Below are 16,239 nucleotides of genomic sequence, written 5' to 3' on the forward strand. Positions count from 1 at the left end.
GTCTTTTTATGCTCTTATGTGACAGAAAAAAGTCTATTAAATTAAGCTTTAAGCTTCGACCTTATGATCAGTAATCGATAATATAACGATCGTACTAATAATACATAGGCTTCCGATCCAGTCTACTAATTCAAAATTTACATTTAACCAAATTACAGATAACACTGCAGCAGATAATGGTTCAACACAAGCAAGTAAGCTAGACTCAGAAGCATTAATATATTTTAAACTCTCTAAATAGCAGTAAAAAGCAATTAATGTCCCAAAAATAACAATAAAAATCACTGCGAAATATGCACTAATTGACCAGTGACCTTGAAAGTGAAAAGGTGAGTTGATAAAACTAAAACAAATTCCTCCAATTAGCATTCCCCACCCTACTACGATTGTTGACCCATATTTTTTTAAAAGATTTTGTGGTTGCAAAGAATAGAATGCTAAAGCAAATGCAGATGCTAGCCCCCAAAATAGTGCCCAACCAGTAATAGATAGTCCTTTAATCGTTCCATGTGTTACTAACAAAAATGTACCGACAAGTGCTAAAATGACAGCAAATATCTCTTTAGCAGTAGGCATTTTTTTTAAACGCATTGCCAAATACCAAGTAATGATAACTGGAGCTAAATATTGCAAAATAGTCGCAGTAGCAGCATTTGAATTTTTAATTGCTGCAAAATATGTATATTGAACCGCTAGCATTCCAAAAATACTAAATAAAAATAAACTTATGACATCCTTTTTATTTTTCCAAATTTCACCGATATTTTTCTTTTCCTTTAAACTAGCAAAAATTAGTAAAATGATGCCAGAAAATAACAATCTGACAACAACTAACCATTCCGGACTAAAATGATTTCTTTGAAATAAAAACTGTGCAACAGTTCCAGAAATTCCCCATAAAATGGCCGCAATTAATACGAGAATAATTCCTTTTGTTCTTGAATTTGATAGTGCAATCTTATTTGTACTCATGTTAACTCCTTCCACTAAAAACAAAAGGTCTGTTATCTATTAATAGAAGAATCGTAACACACTTTAAATATTCAGAAAATATTAATTAACAAAAAATTAATTTTAGGATAAATAGAATTAATGAGAATTTGCGTTTAGAAACTGTTATATTGGAAAAATTGAACATATATGAAATTGTAATGATTTAGGAGATAAGGTTATGAACGAATTATACGAATGTATCATTATTGGAGGAGGCTTTGCAGGATTACAAGCATCCATTCAGCTTGGAAGATACCAAAGGAAAGTACTTGTAATAGACTCAAATTATGGTCGTTCCACATTATGTAAATCATATCGGAATATTTTAGGATGGCCAACTGGAATTAGTGGACAACAACTAAGGCAACTAGGAAGAAAACATGCTGAAAATTACGGCATATCCTTTATTGAAGATAAAGTGATCAGTGTACAAAATGGAGACGTTCACTGGAAAGTCTTATTCTGCCAAAACAATATTATTGGCGACTGGGCTAATTGATCGATTTCCACAAATTAATAATTTAGTCGATTGTCTTGGGTCTACTATATTCGTTTGCCCAGATTGCGATGGATATGAAGTTTTAAATAAAAGTGTAATCATACTAGGATCTGGAGATGTAGGTGCTGAACTTGCCACTACATTAACTTATTGGTCAAATCAAATTATATATATTAATCACGATGGTAATGAATTAACTCCAGATTTATACAAGCGACTTCTGAAAAATGGGATTCAATACCGAAAAGAAAATATCAAAGAAGTTCTAAAAGATGGAGATTCCACGTTTATTGGCATTTGTTTACAAAGCGGTGAAAAAATTTATGGAGAGCGAGCTTTCATTGCCTTCGGTGGAAATGAAATTCAAAACAGTCTTGCAATTCAACTAGGCGTGAAAATGTTGAATAACAAGCATGTCATTGTAGACTCACGAACAAAAGAGACAAATATAACAAATGTATGGGCAGCAGGTGATCTTGTGACCCATTCACAACAGGTCACAATCGCAATGGGCGAAGGAACCCAAGCCGCTGTCTGGATTCACAAAAGATTATTAGACATGAATGAGAGTCATCCATAATCAATAACTCATTAAAAACAATTCAAACTAAATGGTCATCTCCTTCATCTAATAAAGTTTAACAGTCTAATTCAAAAAAGTATTACATCCTTTCTTGATGTAATACTTTCAGAGTGCTGAAATATAAAATGGTCAATAGTTAAAACGTTACTAAGCGGTATATTAGATAGTAAATTTGTAATCTTTTGATGATGTTATTATTAGTTTTGATAGATAATTTTTTCTGGAATACCAACAAACTTTATTAATTGCTCTTTTTCAGAGTTAAAAGTATTGAGATGCTTATTGTTTAAAAAACAATTTCAATTATTAGTTTATAAGTAGATGATTTATCGATATTAGTAAAATAACTCAGTAAATAAATTTCAATTTTTCTCAAAGTAAGGAAAATTAATAAGGTTCATTTTAACATCCTTTTTATTTTAATGAGTTGATTGGAACGGAAGGGTTCTCGACTCCTATGGGAGATGCGGGAAGGCTAAGACCCCGCAGGCACAGCCGAGGAGGCTTAGGTCTCGCCCCATGGAAAGCGAGAATCCTGCAGTGGAAATTAACATCACACTGCTTCTTAACATCCAAAGTATTTTTTGAATGTTTTAAATACTATTCGCTCTCTACAATGATTTTAAAAAAATACATAGATAAAAAAATACATAGTCGCCATTGCTACTATAAACACCACTATTGGTATTAACACTCGAATAAATGTCGAAGGAATGCGAGATCTTTTATATGTATCTTCAATACAAATTATACAAATTAGATAAATTAATGCTGATAACACCGCTCTAACTAAATCATAATTTCCAATTAGTTTAAATGAGTGATAGTGGTTTGCATGTCTAAATATATAAAATTGTACGAGATTAAAAATTAAAAATAATAGAAAATAATAAAATACACTTAATAAATAAGTGCTAAATTTTACTTTTTCTCGTTCAATATTTGGACCTTTTTTAAATAAACGGTTCTTATGTCGGTCTTTCCTTGGTATAAATTGTTCTTCCATCGCAGTACATCCTTAGTTTAAAAATTGAATTATTTAATCAAATTCTTACCTATATTGTACATAAACATTCCATTATTTAAAAATTTATCATACTGCCTTGCTTAAATTATATCTCAAATTCGTCATGATAAAAATTATTATACCAAATTTTGCTAAATAGATTTAATATTTTTTTCCCTTATTTCATGAAAAAAGTGCACTTAGATAATCTCTAAGTACACCTTTTTACTTATTTTATATTATTTGTGTATATCTGAATGGCATCTCTTAAAAATTCAGCTGTTCCAGGTTGTTCTTTATCATAATATGCTCGAAAGCGTTCATCATCAACATACATCTGTGCTAATCCAGCGTGAGCTTCCTTACTATACTTACTCCAGTAGAAACTTAACCACTGCTTATGCAAATCAGCTGCTTTTTGGGCAATCTCATTAGATGGGTCACCTATTTTAAATGCTTCGGCTAATGTTTTTGTCAACTCTTCAGATAGTCGAGTTACTTCTTTATGTTGTTCCTCTGTCATATTCATTACTTTTTGGTTTGCTTTGTTAACAGCTTCATCCCCATACTTTTCACGTGCTTCTTTACCATATTTCTTTTCATTCTCTTCTATCATATCTTTCTTAAAGCCTTCAAATTTTTCTTTATTAGTCATAATAGTTCTCCCTTCCTTTTGAGCAATTGACTTTTCTACGTTTGAAATTAATAAATCTAATTGCTTTCTTTTATCAAGAAGCTGTTCACGATGTTCTTTTAACGCTTTGGAACTGTTAAAATTCGGTGATGTAACAATTTCTTTTATATTTTCTAAATTCATCCCTAGTTCTCTATAAAATAGAATTTGCTGTAATCGATCTACTTCCGCTTGACCATATATACGATATCCAGATGAGTTTATTCTTGCCGGCTTAAGAATACCAATCTCATCATAATATCTAAGAGTCCTAGTGCTGATTCCTGCTAAATGTCCAAGCTTCTGAACTGTGTACTCCATGTAACGACCTCCTGACAACTTAACAATACACCTTTACGCAACGTCAATGTCAATTCCATCTTCTATCTTATTTTGAAAACTAAATCGTATGTAGATAAAGAAAACTCACCGATTGGCGAAGACAGAGGGGTAGTTGCACTTATACTTAATTCCTAAAATTGGAAACTACGTCGTTTTTTCTTCTCCGCTGCCAATTTATACTTTCTTAATGTACAAAAAAAATCCCCTTTACTTAGGGGATATCAGTGTGTAATCAAGTTAATTATTTACCTGTAAATACTTTCATGCCATTTAGGCCATTAAAAGGTTTAGCACCAGGAGCATTCAAATTACGAACGACAAGTTTATATCGTTTATTCGACGGAATTTCTTGTTTAAACGTTAACAAGAATGAATTATTATCTCCTTGTACTTTTGTAATCGTTACTTGGTTACTTGATAAAGCATTACTTGCGTTAAATTTGCTGTTATTTCCAAGTGATGCAATGCCTGTTGGGATTGCATCTGATAGACTTTGAATCCAATAAACTGATGCTTTTGTTCCTTCACTAAGTTCAACTTGTGCATCAAAAGTTAATAAAATTTGATTCGTTGAAACTTGGAATAGATCAGTAACCTTAGGAATTTGATTTACAGGATGTGAATGCTTTGACTTGTATCCTTCGATTTGTAGAAAATCGTTTTTAGTAGCAGCACTTGCATGCATATTACTAGGAAGAATAGAAGACATTACAATCAATAAAAACATAATCTTATAAAAAATTTTCATCATAAACTGCCTCCCTATAAACTAGAACAATTTTATATTTTGATGAATTGGCAAATTATATACTTAGAATTCTCTAATTTTCATTATTTTTCTATTTGAAAAAGCTTTTCACTTTTTTAGCCAATACGGTTTCATTGTCAACCTTGTCTGAACTACAAAATCTTGTAAAAATTTAATTTAAGTTATTTCGTGTAAAAAATATAAAAAATTGATTTATATTTAAAATAGTGGCAAACTAGCTATATAGACTTTAGAGAGAATTATAGGTGTAATTATGATTGAAATTAAAATTTCTACATTAAGTGACGGCGAATTTAACAGGGGCGTTTTTGCAACACGCGATATTACAAAAGGAGAGCTTATTCACGAAGCGCCAGTAATTTCTTACCCGAACGAAGAGCATGAACATATTGAGAAAACTTTATTAGCAGATTATGCATTTGAGTATGGTATAAATCATACAGCCATTCTTCTAGGATACGGCATGCTATTCAACCATTCTTATGAAGCAAATGCTGTTTACGACATTAACTTTGATAATCACACATTTGATTTCTTCGCTTACACAGATATTAAAGCTGGTGAAGAGATTTTAATAAATTACAATGGTGAAGTAGATAATATGGATCCGCTTTGGTTTAATAAAGATTACGAAGAAGCAATCGCAAAACAAGAAGAATTAGAAAAAGAAGAAAAAGAAAAAGAAAAAGAAACCAATTAATTGGTTTCTTTTTTCTTTAATTCCATAGCATTTCTTAAAGATTAATTGCGCCATAAATTAATGCACCAAGTACTACAAAAGCTGGATGAATTTTAAATTTTTCCATTAAGAAAAATGTGCATGCAGCGATAAAAACAACTTGGAATGCGCCTATATCATGAAATGAATCCGAAAAAGATTGGTATGTTAGAAGCCCTAATAATATAACGATTGTGGGCTTTACATATGCTGTCATTCTTTTAACTCGAATTGAATCTCGATTTTTATATAATAGCCTAATTAACAAAATCATTAATAATAAAGATGGAATAACTGTCGCAAATACGGCAATAAATGAACCAAAAACTCCACCAATTTTATATCCGATATATCCTGCCATTTTAGTTGCGATTGGTCCAGGTAATGCATTCCCCATCGCAAAAGCTTCATGAAACTCTTGCTGTGTTAACCAATGTTTTTGTGTAACTACTTCATTTTGAATTAACGGAATTGTTGCAGGTCCGCCGCCATATCCCAAAAGATTCGTTATAAAAAAAGAAAGAAACAGCTTCCAATAAATCATCAGTTTACACTTCCCTTCCTCTTATGAGGATGATCTCGGGAAGTTGACTTTACTGGTTGGAAGATTGCAAACAGTAATAATCCACCAATTATGATTGCAGGATGGATATGCAAGAATTGGATAAGGATCAAACCTACAACTAAATGAATTAAGATTGTTGGTGTTTTCAATCCTTTTTTCGAGTTTTGATAAAATTGCCACGTTAATACGCCTAACATAACTCCTACAACAGGTACAATCGCTTCCTTCATCCCATTCACCCATTTAATGTCCTTAAATGAAGTTAATGAGGTCAAAAGAATAATCATTAAAATAATCGTCGGTAAGATCGTTGCGATAATTGCATTAAGCATTCCAATCAGACCACCAATTCGATAACCGATATAACCCGCTAACTTTGTATTAATAGGTCCAGGAAGCATATTTCCAATCGCTAAAATCTCAGAAAATTCTTCATCTTTCATCCATTTAAATGTATCGACGACTTCTTTATAAACTAAAGGAATTGTTGATGGGCCACCACCGTATCCTAATATGCTACTGCGAAAAAATGCGATAAATATATTTAATTGTTTCATTAAATCAATTCCTTTTCAATTTTACCAACTTGCTATACAGCCATCCGTTCTAGATTCTGTACCACCCATTAAAACCCCAGATTCTTCATTTCTCCATATAATTTGTCCACGTCCGAAACTACCAGTTTCTTTTGCAAACTTAACTTCATGACCTTTGGACTGAAGCTCTTCTACAATTGTTTGAGAAAAACTCGGTTCAACTTCGATCGTTTTCCCTTCAATCCATTGCCATCTTGGTGCATCAAGAGCTTCTTGAGGGTTTAAATGGAAATCTATGCTGTTCATTATTACTTGTACATGTCCTTGAGGCTGCATGTACCCACCCATTACACCAAATGGTCCAATAGCTTTATTATTTTTTGTTAAAAATGCCGGAATAATCGTATGATATGATTTTTTCCCACCAATTAAAGCATTAGCATGTAATTCATTTAAACTAAAATCATGCCCTCTGTTTTGTAATCCGATTCCCGTTCCTGGAATAACAATCCCAGACCCAAATCCCATATAATTACTCTGAATAAACGAGACCATATTTCCATCGCTATCAGCTGTTGCTAAATAAACAGTCCCACCATTTGCTGGTCTTCCTGGTAAAGGTGTCCTTGCTGATTCAGAGATTTCTTGAAAACGTTCTTTGCCATATTGATCACTTAGCAAGCTTTCGACTGAAGTCTTCATAAATTTTCGATCCGTTACATATTCTTTTCCACATGCAAAGGCTAACTTCATTGCTTCAAGTTGTTTATGATATGTCAATGCGTTCTCTTTTTCATCAAACTGATCATTTTTCAAAATATTTAAGGCCATAAGCGCAATGATTCCTTGTCCATTAGGTGGAATTTCCCATACATCATAGCCTCTATAGTTTATACTAATTGGATTTACCCATTCTGGTTTAAAAGATTGTAAGTCTTCTTTTGTTAAAAATCCTCCGTGTTGATTAGAAGATGCAATAATTTTATCTGCTATTTCTCCTTTATAAAAATCCTGCCCATTTGTTTCAGCAATTTTCTCCAACGTTATTGCATGATCTAAAGATGACCAAATTTCTCCTACTTCTGGAGCTCTTCCCTTTGGAGCAAACGTTTCAAACCAAGCATCAAACTCAACAGAATTTAGTTCTTTTTTGTAAATTTCATAAGCCCTCTTCCAAAACTTACCTAATGTAGGTGAAATTGGAAAACCTTCTCGAGCATATTCAATCGCCGGCTGTAACACTTCCTTTAATGAAAGCCTTCCAAATCGATTCGATAACTCAACCCAAGCAGCAGGAGCTCCAGGGACAGTCACTGGGATCCAGCCAAATTTAGGCATCGTTTCATAACCTAAATTTTTAACTTGTTCAATCGATATATTTTTAGGTGCGGGTCCACTTGAATCTAAACCGTATAGCTTTTCGTTCATCCAAACTAATGCAAATGCGTCTCCACCAATTCCATTTGAAGTCGGCTCAACAACTGTTAGACAAGCAGCTGTTGCGATTGCTGCATCAACTGCATTCCCACCCATTTTTAAAATATCTAGGCCTGCTTGTGCAGCCAATGGTTGTGAAGTAGCTACCATACCATTTCTCGCATACACCACATTACGATTTGATGAATAAACATGTTCATTTACTTTCATTTTTGTAAACATACTTTTCCTCCTTGGCGCTGGCCTGGGTTAGTTATAAAACAAAATAACTTAATAAAGAATTAAATTCGACAATATTCTGCTAATCCCCTACTTAAATACAAATTCTAATTTAAATTTATACTTTTCACTTAAAATAGTAGTTCTGTTACAGCGCTATTTCATTTTCTACAAGTGTAAAAATTATCATGATTTGTTTTAAGTACGGTGGTTGCTTGTCCATTTCAATGGAAAGCACTTTGAATAGTTTAATATAAGGAGGGGATTAGAATAATGTTAAAACTTTATTTAGATCCAGGTCATGGTGGCACTGATTCAGGTGCAGTCGGCAATGGATTAAAGGAAAAAGACCTAACTTTAGATATCGCATTAAGAATTAGAGATTTATTGAACAACTATAATGATGTAGTCGTTAGAATGAGTAGATCTACTGATACTGACCGTTCTTTAGCAGAACGCACTAACGATGCAAACTCATGGGGTGCTGACTACTTTTTATCGGTTCATATCAATTCATTTAATACATCAGCGTCTGGTTACGAGGATTATATATACGATGGTTTGTCTGATACGTCTTCTTCAGCTCAATATCAAAACGTTTTACATCCAGAAATTGTAAAGGTAAATGGTTTAGTTGATCGCGGTAAGAAGAAAGCTAATTTTCATGTATTACGTGAATCAAATATGCCATCAATTTTGACTGAAAATGGATTCATTGATAATGCAAGTGATGCAGCTAAACTAAAAGACCCAAATTGGCGTCAAAAAGTAGCCCAAGGGCATGTAAATGGATTGGTAAAAGCATTTAATTTAACAGCTAAGTCTAATTCTGAGATGCATAGAGTAATCGTCGACGGAGTACAAGTCGGAGCTTATCAAGATGATCAAAATGTACTAAATGCAGTAGCACAATATCTTCCAACAGCAAGCAAAATACTCATTGAAAAAGTTTAAAAAATTTAATAAAAAAAGACGGTCAAGCTTCTAGACCGTCTTTTTTTATTAAAAATACACACCAAAAATGGTTTTTTACTCAGTAGATTTCAATATATCTAATATATTATTTGTGTCAATTTTCTTTTTATGTCTACCTAAACTAATAACTTGTTCACCATATTTATCTTGCAATTTATGTAATGCTTCAAATAATGGTTCTTGTTTTGCATCCTTTTCAAAAGAAAATAGATCCAATTGCTTTGATACTTCATCTTTTGGATTTAATTGAGATGCAGTTACTCCGATTAAACGTAATGCTTCTCCATTCCAGTTTCTTTTCCAAAGGTCAAATGCTTCTTTAAATATTTCATTACCTTGTTGCACAGGCGTCGAAAGTGTTTTACTCCGGTTAATTGTTTTTCGATCACTGAAACGAAGAGTAATTGTTACTGTGTCTGCAACTAAACCTTTCTTAATTAAGCGTTCAGCAACACGGTTGGAAAGTGCTTCAAATTTCTCTACAATCATCGGTTCTTCAAATACATCAAATGAAAATGTCGTTGATTGACCAATTGTCTTATGTGAAAGCATACGACTAGGGTCGACTTCTCTCTCATCTATTCCATTTGCCTTATTTCTTAATGATTTACCGTTTACGCCTAGTAAATCTTGGATTTGCTTTTCGTTACTTTTTGCCAAATCTTCTATTGTCATAATGCCAATTTCATTTAATTTTTCTTCCGTTTTCTTACCAACGCCATGCATATCTCCTACTTTTCTGGGCCATAAAATAGTAGGAACATCTCTTTTTCGAAGAACAGTAATTCCAAGTGGTTTTTTCATATCTGAAGCAGTTTTTGCTAGAAATTTATTTGGAGCAATCCCGATACTACATGGCATATCTAGATCTTCTAACAACATTAACTGAATCATTTCAGCTATTTCAATTGGATGACCTAGCAACTCATCACAATCAGTTATATCAATATAACCTTCATCAATTGATGCTACTTCAATTTTAGGACTTATTGCACCTAATTTTTCAAATATTTGCCTTGAGACCTTTCGATAAGCTTCAAAATTTGGAGTTTTCACAATCATCTCAGGACATTTTTTTCGCGCTTCCCATAATGGCATTGTTGCACGAATTCCAAAAGCTCGAGCTTCATAGCTTGCAGTTACGATAATACCCCTGCGCTCTTTTTCATTTCCGGCTACAACTACCGGTTTACCTTTTAATGATGGATCATTTGCTATTTCAACCGAAGCAAAAAATGAATTCATATCAACATGTAAAATAACTCTACCGCTCTTTGGCGCCCATTGATTCATTGCTACACCTCCTATGCTAGTATAATATCAATTTGTTATATTTCCTATTATTTGAATTAGTGTTCCTTAAAAGGGAAAACTAGTAAAGTTTGTAGTCAAATTTTAAAACTAATTTCTAATTATTATAACGTTTTTGGTAATAAAGGAGAAAAGCTATGCAAAGTAAAATTCAAAAAATCTCAACGAATTTATGGTTTGATACACAGGCTGAGGCAGCTGTAAATTATTACACTTCAATTTTTAAGAATTCAAAAACAGGAAGAATTACCCGTTACGGCAAGGAAAGACACGACCCAAGCGAGATGGAACAGGGAGCTGTAATGACGATCCAATTTAGTTTAGAAGGTTTAGACTTTGTTGCATTAAATGGAGGTCCACATTTTAAATTTACTGAAGCAATCTCTTTCATCGTCCATTGTGATTCTCAAGAAGAGATCGATTATTATTGGGATAAACTTTCTAAAGACGGAGACAAAAACGCACAAGTATGTGGTTGGTTAAAGGATCAATTCGGCGTTTCATGGCAAATTGTCCCTTCTATTTTACCACAATTATTAAATGACCCTAATCCTGAAAAATCTGAACGTGTGATGAAAGCAGTTCTCCAAACGAAAACTAAAATTAATTTAAATGAATTAATAAATGCATATGAAAGTGACAGCCCCTCTTCTATTTAGAAAAGGGGTTTAACAAATTAATCAATTCCTTTGAGCCAACTTTTCTTCATAATCATACCCCAACCTAACCTTTTTCCACTTTGTACCTGCTCTATTTACTTCTCATAAAGTCTAAAAAGAGATAAAATAAACCTATCTATACTGTATTTTTTGAAATAAATGGAGGTATTATCTTTTGACTAATCAAAATCAAACAATGTATGAATATATAGGGAAAGAAAAATTGGAAGAACTAGTTGATACTTTTTATTCTTATGTGTCTAAACACGAAAGATTATCACCTATATTTCCAGGTGACTGGGAAGAAACAGCACGAAAACAAAAACTATTTTTAACACAATTTTTAGGCGGTCCACAATATTATAGTATGGAACGAGGTCATCCAAGAATGCGCGCTCGTCATTTACCGTTTCCAATTACAATTGAATTAGCTCATGACTGGTTGGATTGTATGGCAAAAGCTATGGGAGATGTAGATTTAGACGAAGAAATTAAAGATCCATTATTGCAACATCTGAGAAATGTTGCTTACCATATGGTTAACCAAGAATAATAAGTAGGGGATTAATATGATCGAAAAGCCGGTAATTTTATTTGATGGAGAATGTATTTTATGTAATGGCGCTGTTCAGTTCATAATAAAACATGACCGTAAAGGTTATTTTCATTTTGCTGCATTACAATCCTCATTTGGAGAAAAGATTATTATAGATCATCCTGAACTTAGTTCGATTGATTCAATTATTCTAATACAAAATGGAAAAATTAAATATGAATCTTCAGCAGCACTTAGGATTGCGAAACATTTAGACGGTTGGCCAAAATTATGCTTTATGTTTATAATGATTCCTAAACCAATCCGTGATTTCTTCTATCGACTTATTGCTAAAAATCGCTATAAATTTTTTGGTAAAAATGAAACCTGTATGATTCCGTCTAAAGAAATTCGTGATCGATTTTTTTTAGAATAAAGAAAACTCGCCAATTGGCGAGCTTTTAGGCAGGTAGTTGCACTTATACTTAATTTTTAAAATTGGAAACTACGTCGTTTTTTCTTATCCGCCGCCAATTTGTATTTTCTTAATGTATAAAAACAAAAGGGGACCTCTGAAAGTACTTTTACTTTAGAGGTCCCCTTCGCTTTATATATAAGTTTTTTATTCCCAAACACGCTTTAATTTAAAAAATTCCTGAATATAACCATAAAGTGAAACTGGTGACATAATCATTTGATAAAATAATAGGAAGAATAAAAATCCGATACGATTATTTCTTATTCTTAAATTTAAATTGCGGAAAACGTAATTTCGTTGGTAAAAATAAAGGATTGAGTAGCTCACGAATGTTAACGGAAGAACTAATAGTGTCATTGGACCGACTAATAAATTAATACCAAAAAAGGCTAAAATCAATCCAGGTATCCAACATAAAGTGTAAACTAAATCCAAGTAAAGCATCATTAGATTAATTCCAGTTAAATACTTTGTATAAACTTGCGGTTGCTGCCAAGGTTTGATTTCGATCAGCCCTTCAACCATACCTCTAGCCCATCTTGATCTTTGTTTAGCAAAGTGACCAAACGTTGTCGGTGCATCAGTGAATGCTACTGCTAACGGTTCAAAATAAACCTTCCATTTTTTCTGTAAAAGTCTCCAAGTTAAAACGATATCTTCTCCAATCGCATCTGGCCACCCATTAACTTCCTTTACGCAATCAGTTCTATATAAACTAAATGCCCCTTGAGCAACAAGTGTTCCTTGATACAATCCTTGCAGTCTTTTAATTGAAGCAATTCCTAAGAAGTAATCCCATTCCTGAATTTTAGTCCAAAATGTTTCACGGCTATTACGAACTAGCATAGAACCAGCAACCGCACAAACATCAGAAGGACTACTTTTCATCCTAGAAACTAAATATCTGATCGCTGAGGGATGAATTAATGTATCTGCATCTAAAGTAATAACATAAGGCGTTTTTACATAATCTAACCCCTTATTCAGTGCATTAAACTTACCCGGCTTAGATTCATGGATTAAAGTAATATTTGATTTTAACTCTTTTTGTGCTCTTATTACTTCACGATCTGTTTTATCTGTTGAATTATTATTTATTACGATAACGTTTATTTGACCAGTATAATCTTGATCTGAAATATATTTTAACGTATTAAAAATAGCTCCTTCTTCATTATAAGCCGCGACTAATACTGTAACCGAATCCGTAGGAAATTCATTTTTAAAATTAGGTTGTTTATCGAGTAGTAAACTTATTACTAAAAAAGTGCTCATATAGCCCGGAATATAAGCAATACCACCTATAATAATGATTGCAACGGGAAGGGTAACAACGTCTGATAAATCATCTAACCAAGGAATTGAAAGATAAATCGAAAAAATTAACCACATTAATGATACGACATGGCTAATCCAAAATTTCTTGTTTATTGTTAAATAATATCGAGTGCCCTTTTTGTGAATAGGAGACAAGTTAGCTTTCAATAGTCTCCCCCCTTTTTATAAAATTAAATTCTGCTTTCAAGCCGATAAAAATTATTTTATCACAATAACACTTTCGATTTCCTTAGCAACTTATGGTAAAGATACTTCGCAATAATTCATTAGATAAAATAAAAAAGAACTGAAAATTAATCAGTTCTAAAAAATAAGATTTTAATTTTTAAATGTTAAGCCTTTCTCTTCTAAAGCATTCTTAATCGCCTTGATTCCTTTCGGGCCCATACCGTGTAATTTTAATACTTCAGACTCACTTAATTTTGTAAATTGCTCTAAACTTAAGTACCCTGCTGCAGTTAAAGCTCTTATTGCTGGCTGTGATAATCCCTTTGGTAGAGAATTGTCATTCATCATATACCTCCAATTATTTAAAAACTTTTATCTAGCCGATTGATTAAATCAGTTTTCATACGATTTGTAATTGTATGATTTACATCTTTATATTTTAAAAACTGTATATCATGATTGTTTGAAGCTACAAAATCAATTTGACCATCAATTGATATTACCCTGTCCTTATCGCCATGCAAGAAAAGAATTGGCTTATTATTGACATTCCCTGAAAATTTCGGATCATATTTTTCAATCGTTGCCAAGTAATTCTCTTCAATACTTCTTCCAGCTTTGTTACAAAAATCCTTCTCAGAAAAAACGAATGAACTTGATCCATTAATATTTATTAATCCCGCATAGCTCGTATTTGAAAAAAATATGCCGCTAGCAATAAACCCACCCATTGAGCTTCCAAAGAGTATTGTTTCTTCTTTCTTTAAATTAAGGGTATTCATTAGTTCATTTTCTTCATTAATTGTATAAAAAATCGTTTTCCAAAAATATGATTGTAAAACCTTTTGGTCAAAATGGTTGTTTAGTGCTTGTCTCGTATCATGATATTTAATTTCTGGAATAACCACTTTAAATCCAAGTGTTGATAATTCATTCCCTAAATTTATTTGAGATTCAATTGTTGAACACCAGCCGTGAAACATAACAATCGTTTTATTTCTACTAAAGTGATTTGGGCAAATTTCATAAAAATTAATCATTTTTCCACCTAATTTTAATTTTTTCCGATTACTATTAAATCCTTTTAATAATAACAAAATTATTTGAATTTTGAATTGCCTAATTTATGAAAATGCTATAAAATACTTTTGTTTGTACAAAATGATATTATCTTAATCAAATTAATTAGCCTAACTACTTCACGCGGAAAAAAACGAGGATGTGTATTAAATCAATGGTTCATCATTTAAACGGATTAATAAATCACTATGGTTATTTAGGCATTATTTTAGCATTAATAGGAGGAATTATTGGTTTACCCTTACCAGATGAAATACTTTTAATATACATAGGTTATAATGTGTTTCAAGGTAGACTATCCTATATACCATCAATAGCATGTGCCATTATTGGGATCATTTGTGGTATTTCTTTAAGTTACTTACTAGGATATATGTTTGGTTTACCATTATTAAATAAATATGGTCCGAAAGTACATATTACTGAGAAAAAAATTGAATTCACTAAAAGTTTATTTGCAAAATTTGGACCATATATACTGATAATAGGTTTTTTTATTCCTGGGGTAAGACATTTGACTGCATATTTTGCAGCCATTAATAAATATTCTTATAAAAAGTTTTCTATGTATGCATTTGTCGGTGCAATCCTTTGGGGATTCACTTTTATTACATTAGGGAAAATTTTTGGAGAAGAATGGGATAAAGTAGCTTCTATTTTTGCAAGGTATAGTTTAGTGATTTTTCCATCTGCTTTATTAATCGCAGCTATTTTCTATTTTGTATGGAGGAAGCGATTAAGTCCAAATTAAGGATTAAATAGGATTAGAGCTTTAAGAATAGAATGTTGTATTAAAAAAGACGAGACACATAAGTTTTTCGTCTTTCTCACGTTTTTGAAAAAGAATCTGTCAATTACTTAACAATATGTGGTAAAGGAATCTGTATGTTGTTGATTTCCACTACAGGATTCTCGCTTTCCATGGGGCGAGACCTGAGCCTCCTCGGCAAGCCTGTGGGGTCTCAGCCTTCCCGCTTATCCCATAGGAGTCGAGAATCCTTCCATTCCAATCAACTTCTTCAAATTAAATGAAATTATTCTTGTACCCCCAAAAAAAGTTTACCTAATGTAGACAGCTAAAGTAAAACTCATGCCAAACATGCGAAAGTTGCATATATTCTACTAATTTTTACTCTTTATTAGATTACTGGTTATTGAAAGTAAAATCCCAATTACTACCATAAAAATACTTATTAATGCAACAGTATTATAATCGGAGAAAGGGCTATAAACCCAACAATATAAATAGATAAAGATAAAACAACTTAAACTACTTTTTAGGAAATTCCTCGTTAAATTAATTTGATTTTTCTCCCTCTATTTCATTTCATAATTCTTCAAAGATTAGCTTATAA

At 32.3% G+C, this 16,239-nt stretch carries 19 protein-coding genes; 8 read left to right on the top strand and 11 right to left on the bottom strand.

All coding sequences use genetic code 11. The features are described 5' to 3' along the window. Positions 1-48: 48 nt before the first annotated feature. Complete coding sequence (locus CN692_RS22245) at positions 49-972, bottom strand: DMT family transporter (RefSeq protein ID WP_098121317.1); 924 nt, start codon at positions 970-972, stop codon at positions 49-51. 199 nt (positions 973-1,171) lie between these two features. Here CN692_RS22245 and CN692_RS27075 point away from each other — a divergent pair, with 199 nt between their 5' ends. Together CN692_RS27075 and CN692_RS22250 are read left to right on the top strand one after the other, a co-directional pair. After that, a complete protein-coding gene (locus CN692_RS27075; RefSeq protein WP_306659918.1) occupies positions 1,172-1,492 on the top strand; it encodes an NAD(P)/FAD-dependent oxidoreductase in 321 nt (106 codons plus the stop codon). Further along, on the top strand, positions 1,428-2,072 hold the full coding sequence (locus CN692_RS22250; RefSeq protein ID WP_306659919.1) for an NAD(P)/FAD-dependent oxidoreductase: 645 nt from the start codon (positions 1,428-1,430) through the stop codon (positions 2,070-2,072). The genes CN692_RS27075 and CN692_RS22250 overlap by 65 nt, the downstream gene beginning before the upstream one ends. A 625-nt stretch (positions 2,073-2,697) precedes the next feature. Here CN692_RS22250 and CN692_RS22255 read toward each other — a convergent pair. From CN692_RS22255 to CN692_RS22265, 3 genes are all read right to left on the bottom strand, one after another. Further along, positions 2,698-3,081: a hypothetical protein gene (locus CN692_RS22255; protein ID WP_098121318.1), complete on the bottom strand. Its 384-nt coding sequence runs from the start codon at positions 3,079-3,081 to the stop codon at positions 2,698-2,700. Between the two features lie 229 nt (positions 3,082-3,310). Further along, a complete protein-coding gene (locus tag CN692_RS22260) occupies positions 3,311-4,075 on the bottom strand; it encodes a MerR family transcriptional regulator (RefSeq protein WP_098121319.1) in 765 nt (254 codons plus the stop codon). A 262-nt stretch (positions 4,076-4,337) separates the two neighbouring features. After that, entirely contained in the window at positions 4,338-4,847 is a 510-nt protein-coding gene (locus CN692_RS22265; protein WP_098121320.1) for a hypothetical protein, read from the bottom strand. A 271-nt stretch (positions 4,848-5,118) separates the two neighbouring features. Between CN692_RS22265 and CN692_RS22270 the strand changes: the two genes are divergently transcribed. After that, positions 5,119-5,565 (top strand): SET domain-containing protein, encoded by a 447-nt coding sequence (locus CN692_RS22270; RefSeq protein WP_098121321.1) that lies wholly within the window; start codon positions 5,119-5,121, stop codon positions 5,563-5,565. 34 nt (positions 5,566-5,599) lie between these two features. Here CN692_RS22270 and CN692_RS22275 read toward each other — a convergent pair whose 3' ends face one another. Genes CN692_RS22275 through ggt form a run of 3 tightly spaced genes read right to left on the bottom strand, consistent with a single transcriptional unit; the run spans position 5,600 to position 8,343 of the window. After that, a complete protein-coding gene (locus CN692_RS22275; protein ID WP_098121322.1) occupies positions 5,600-6,127 on the bottom strand; it encodes a chromate transporter in 528 nt (175 codons plus the stop codon). Continuing rightward, positions 6,127-6,705 carry a chromate transporter gene (locus CN692_RS22280; protein WP_098121323.1) on the bottom strand — a complete coding sequence of 193 codons (579 nt, stop codon included), beginning with the start codon at positions 6,703-6,705 and terminating at the stop codon, positions 6,127-6,129. Before CN692_RS22280 ends, CN692_RS22275 begins: the two co-directional genes overlap by 1 nt. Before the next feature lie 21 nt (positions 6,706-6,726). Continuing rightward, positions 6,727-8,343: a gamma-glutamyltransferase gene (gene ggt / locus CN692_RS22285; protein ID WP_257144096.1), complete on the bottom strand. Its 1,617-nt coding sequence runs from the start codon at positions 8,341-8,343 to the stop codon at positions 6,727-6,729. 270 nt (positions 8,344-8,613) lie between these two features. Between ggt and CN692_RS22290 the strand changes: the two genes are divergently transcribed. Next, entirely contained in the window at positions 8,614-9,294 is a 681-nt protein-coding gene (locus CN692_RS22290) for an N-acetylmuramoyl-L-alanine amidase family protein (RefSeq protein WP_098121324.1), read from the top strand. Between the two features lie 75 nt (positions 9,295-9,369). Here the strand turns inward: CN692_RS22290 and CN692_RS22295 are convergent, their stop codons facing one another. Beyond that, the gene (locus CN692_RS22295; RefSeq protein WP_098121325.1) at positions 9,370-10,608 is read right to left on the bottom strand and encodes a DNA polymerase IV; all 1,239 of its coding nucleotides are present in this window, start codon (positions 10,606-10,608) and stop codon (positions 9,370-9,372) included. Between the two features lie 155 nt (positions 10,609-10,763). On the opposite strand from CN692_RS22295, the gene CN692_RS22300 reads away from it, so the two are divergent. The 3 genes from CN692_RS22300 (at position 10,764) to CN692_RS22310 (ending at position 12,256) form a co-directional block, all read left to right on the top strand. Then, positions 10,764-11,285: a VOC family protein gene (locus tag CN692_RS22300; RefSeq protein WP_098121326.1), complete on the top strand. Its 522-nt coding sequence runs from the start codon at positions 10,764-10,766 to the stop codon at positions 11,283-11,285. 196 nt (positions 11,286-11,481) lie between these two features. After that, complete coding sequence (locus CN692_RS22305; RefSeq protein WP_098121361.1) at positions 11,482-11,838, top strand: globin domain-containing protein; 357 nt, start codon at positions 11,482-11,484, stop codon at positions 11,836-11,838. A 16-nt stretch (positions 11,839-11,854) separates the two neighbouring features. Next, positions 11,855-12,256, top strand: a complete 402-nt coding sequence (locus tag CN692_RS22310; RefSeq protein WP_098121327.1) for a thiol-disulfide oxidoreductase DCC family protein — start codon at positions 11,855-11,857, stop codon at positions 12,254-12,256. A 186-nt stretch (positions 12,257-12,442) separates the two neighbouring features. On the opposite strand, the gene CN692_RS22315 is transcribed toward CN692_RS22310, so the two are convergent. The 3 genes from CN692_RS22315 to CN692_RS22325 all read right to left on the bottom strand — a co-directional run bounded on the left by CN692_RS22315 (position 12,443) and on the right by CN692_RS22325 (position 14,844). Beyond that, a complete protein-coding gene (locus CN692_RS22315) occupies positions 12,443-13,783 on the bottom strand; it encodes a glycosyltransferase family 2 protein (protein WP_373604969.1) in 1,341 nt (446 codons plus the stop codon). Between the two features lie 171 nt (positions 13,784-13,954). Beyond that, on the bottom strand, positions 13,955-14,149 hold the full coding sequence (locus tag CN692_RS22320; RefSeq protein ID WP_098121328.1) for a DNA-directed RNA polymerase subunit alpha C-terminal domain-containing protein: 195 nt from the start codon (positions 14,147-14,149) through the stop codon (positions 13,955-13,957). A gap of 17 nt (positions 14,150-14,166) precedes the next feature. After that, positions 14,167-14,844, bottom strand: coding sequence for an alpha/beta hydrolase (locus CN692_RS22325; protein ID WP_098121329.1), 678 nt, complete (start codon positions 14,842-14,844; stop codon positions 14,167-14,169). A 194-nt stretch (positions 14,845-15,038) separates the two neighbouring features. On the opposite strand from CN692_RS22325, the gene CN692_RS22330 reads away from it, so the two are divergent. Further along, on the top strand, positions 15,039-15,635 hold the full coding sequence (locus CN692_RS22330) for a DedA family protein (RefSeq protein ID WP_098121330.1): 597 nt from the start codon (positions 15,039-15,041) through the stop codon (positions 15,633-15,635). Positions 15,636-16,239: the final 604 nt, after the last annotated feature.

The sequence above is a fragment of the Bacillus sp. AFS002410 genome, assembly GCF_002556365.1.
In the GTDB taxonomy this organism is placed as follows: domain Bacteria; phylum Bacillota; class Bacilli; order Bacillales; family Bacillaceae_G; genus Gottfriedia.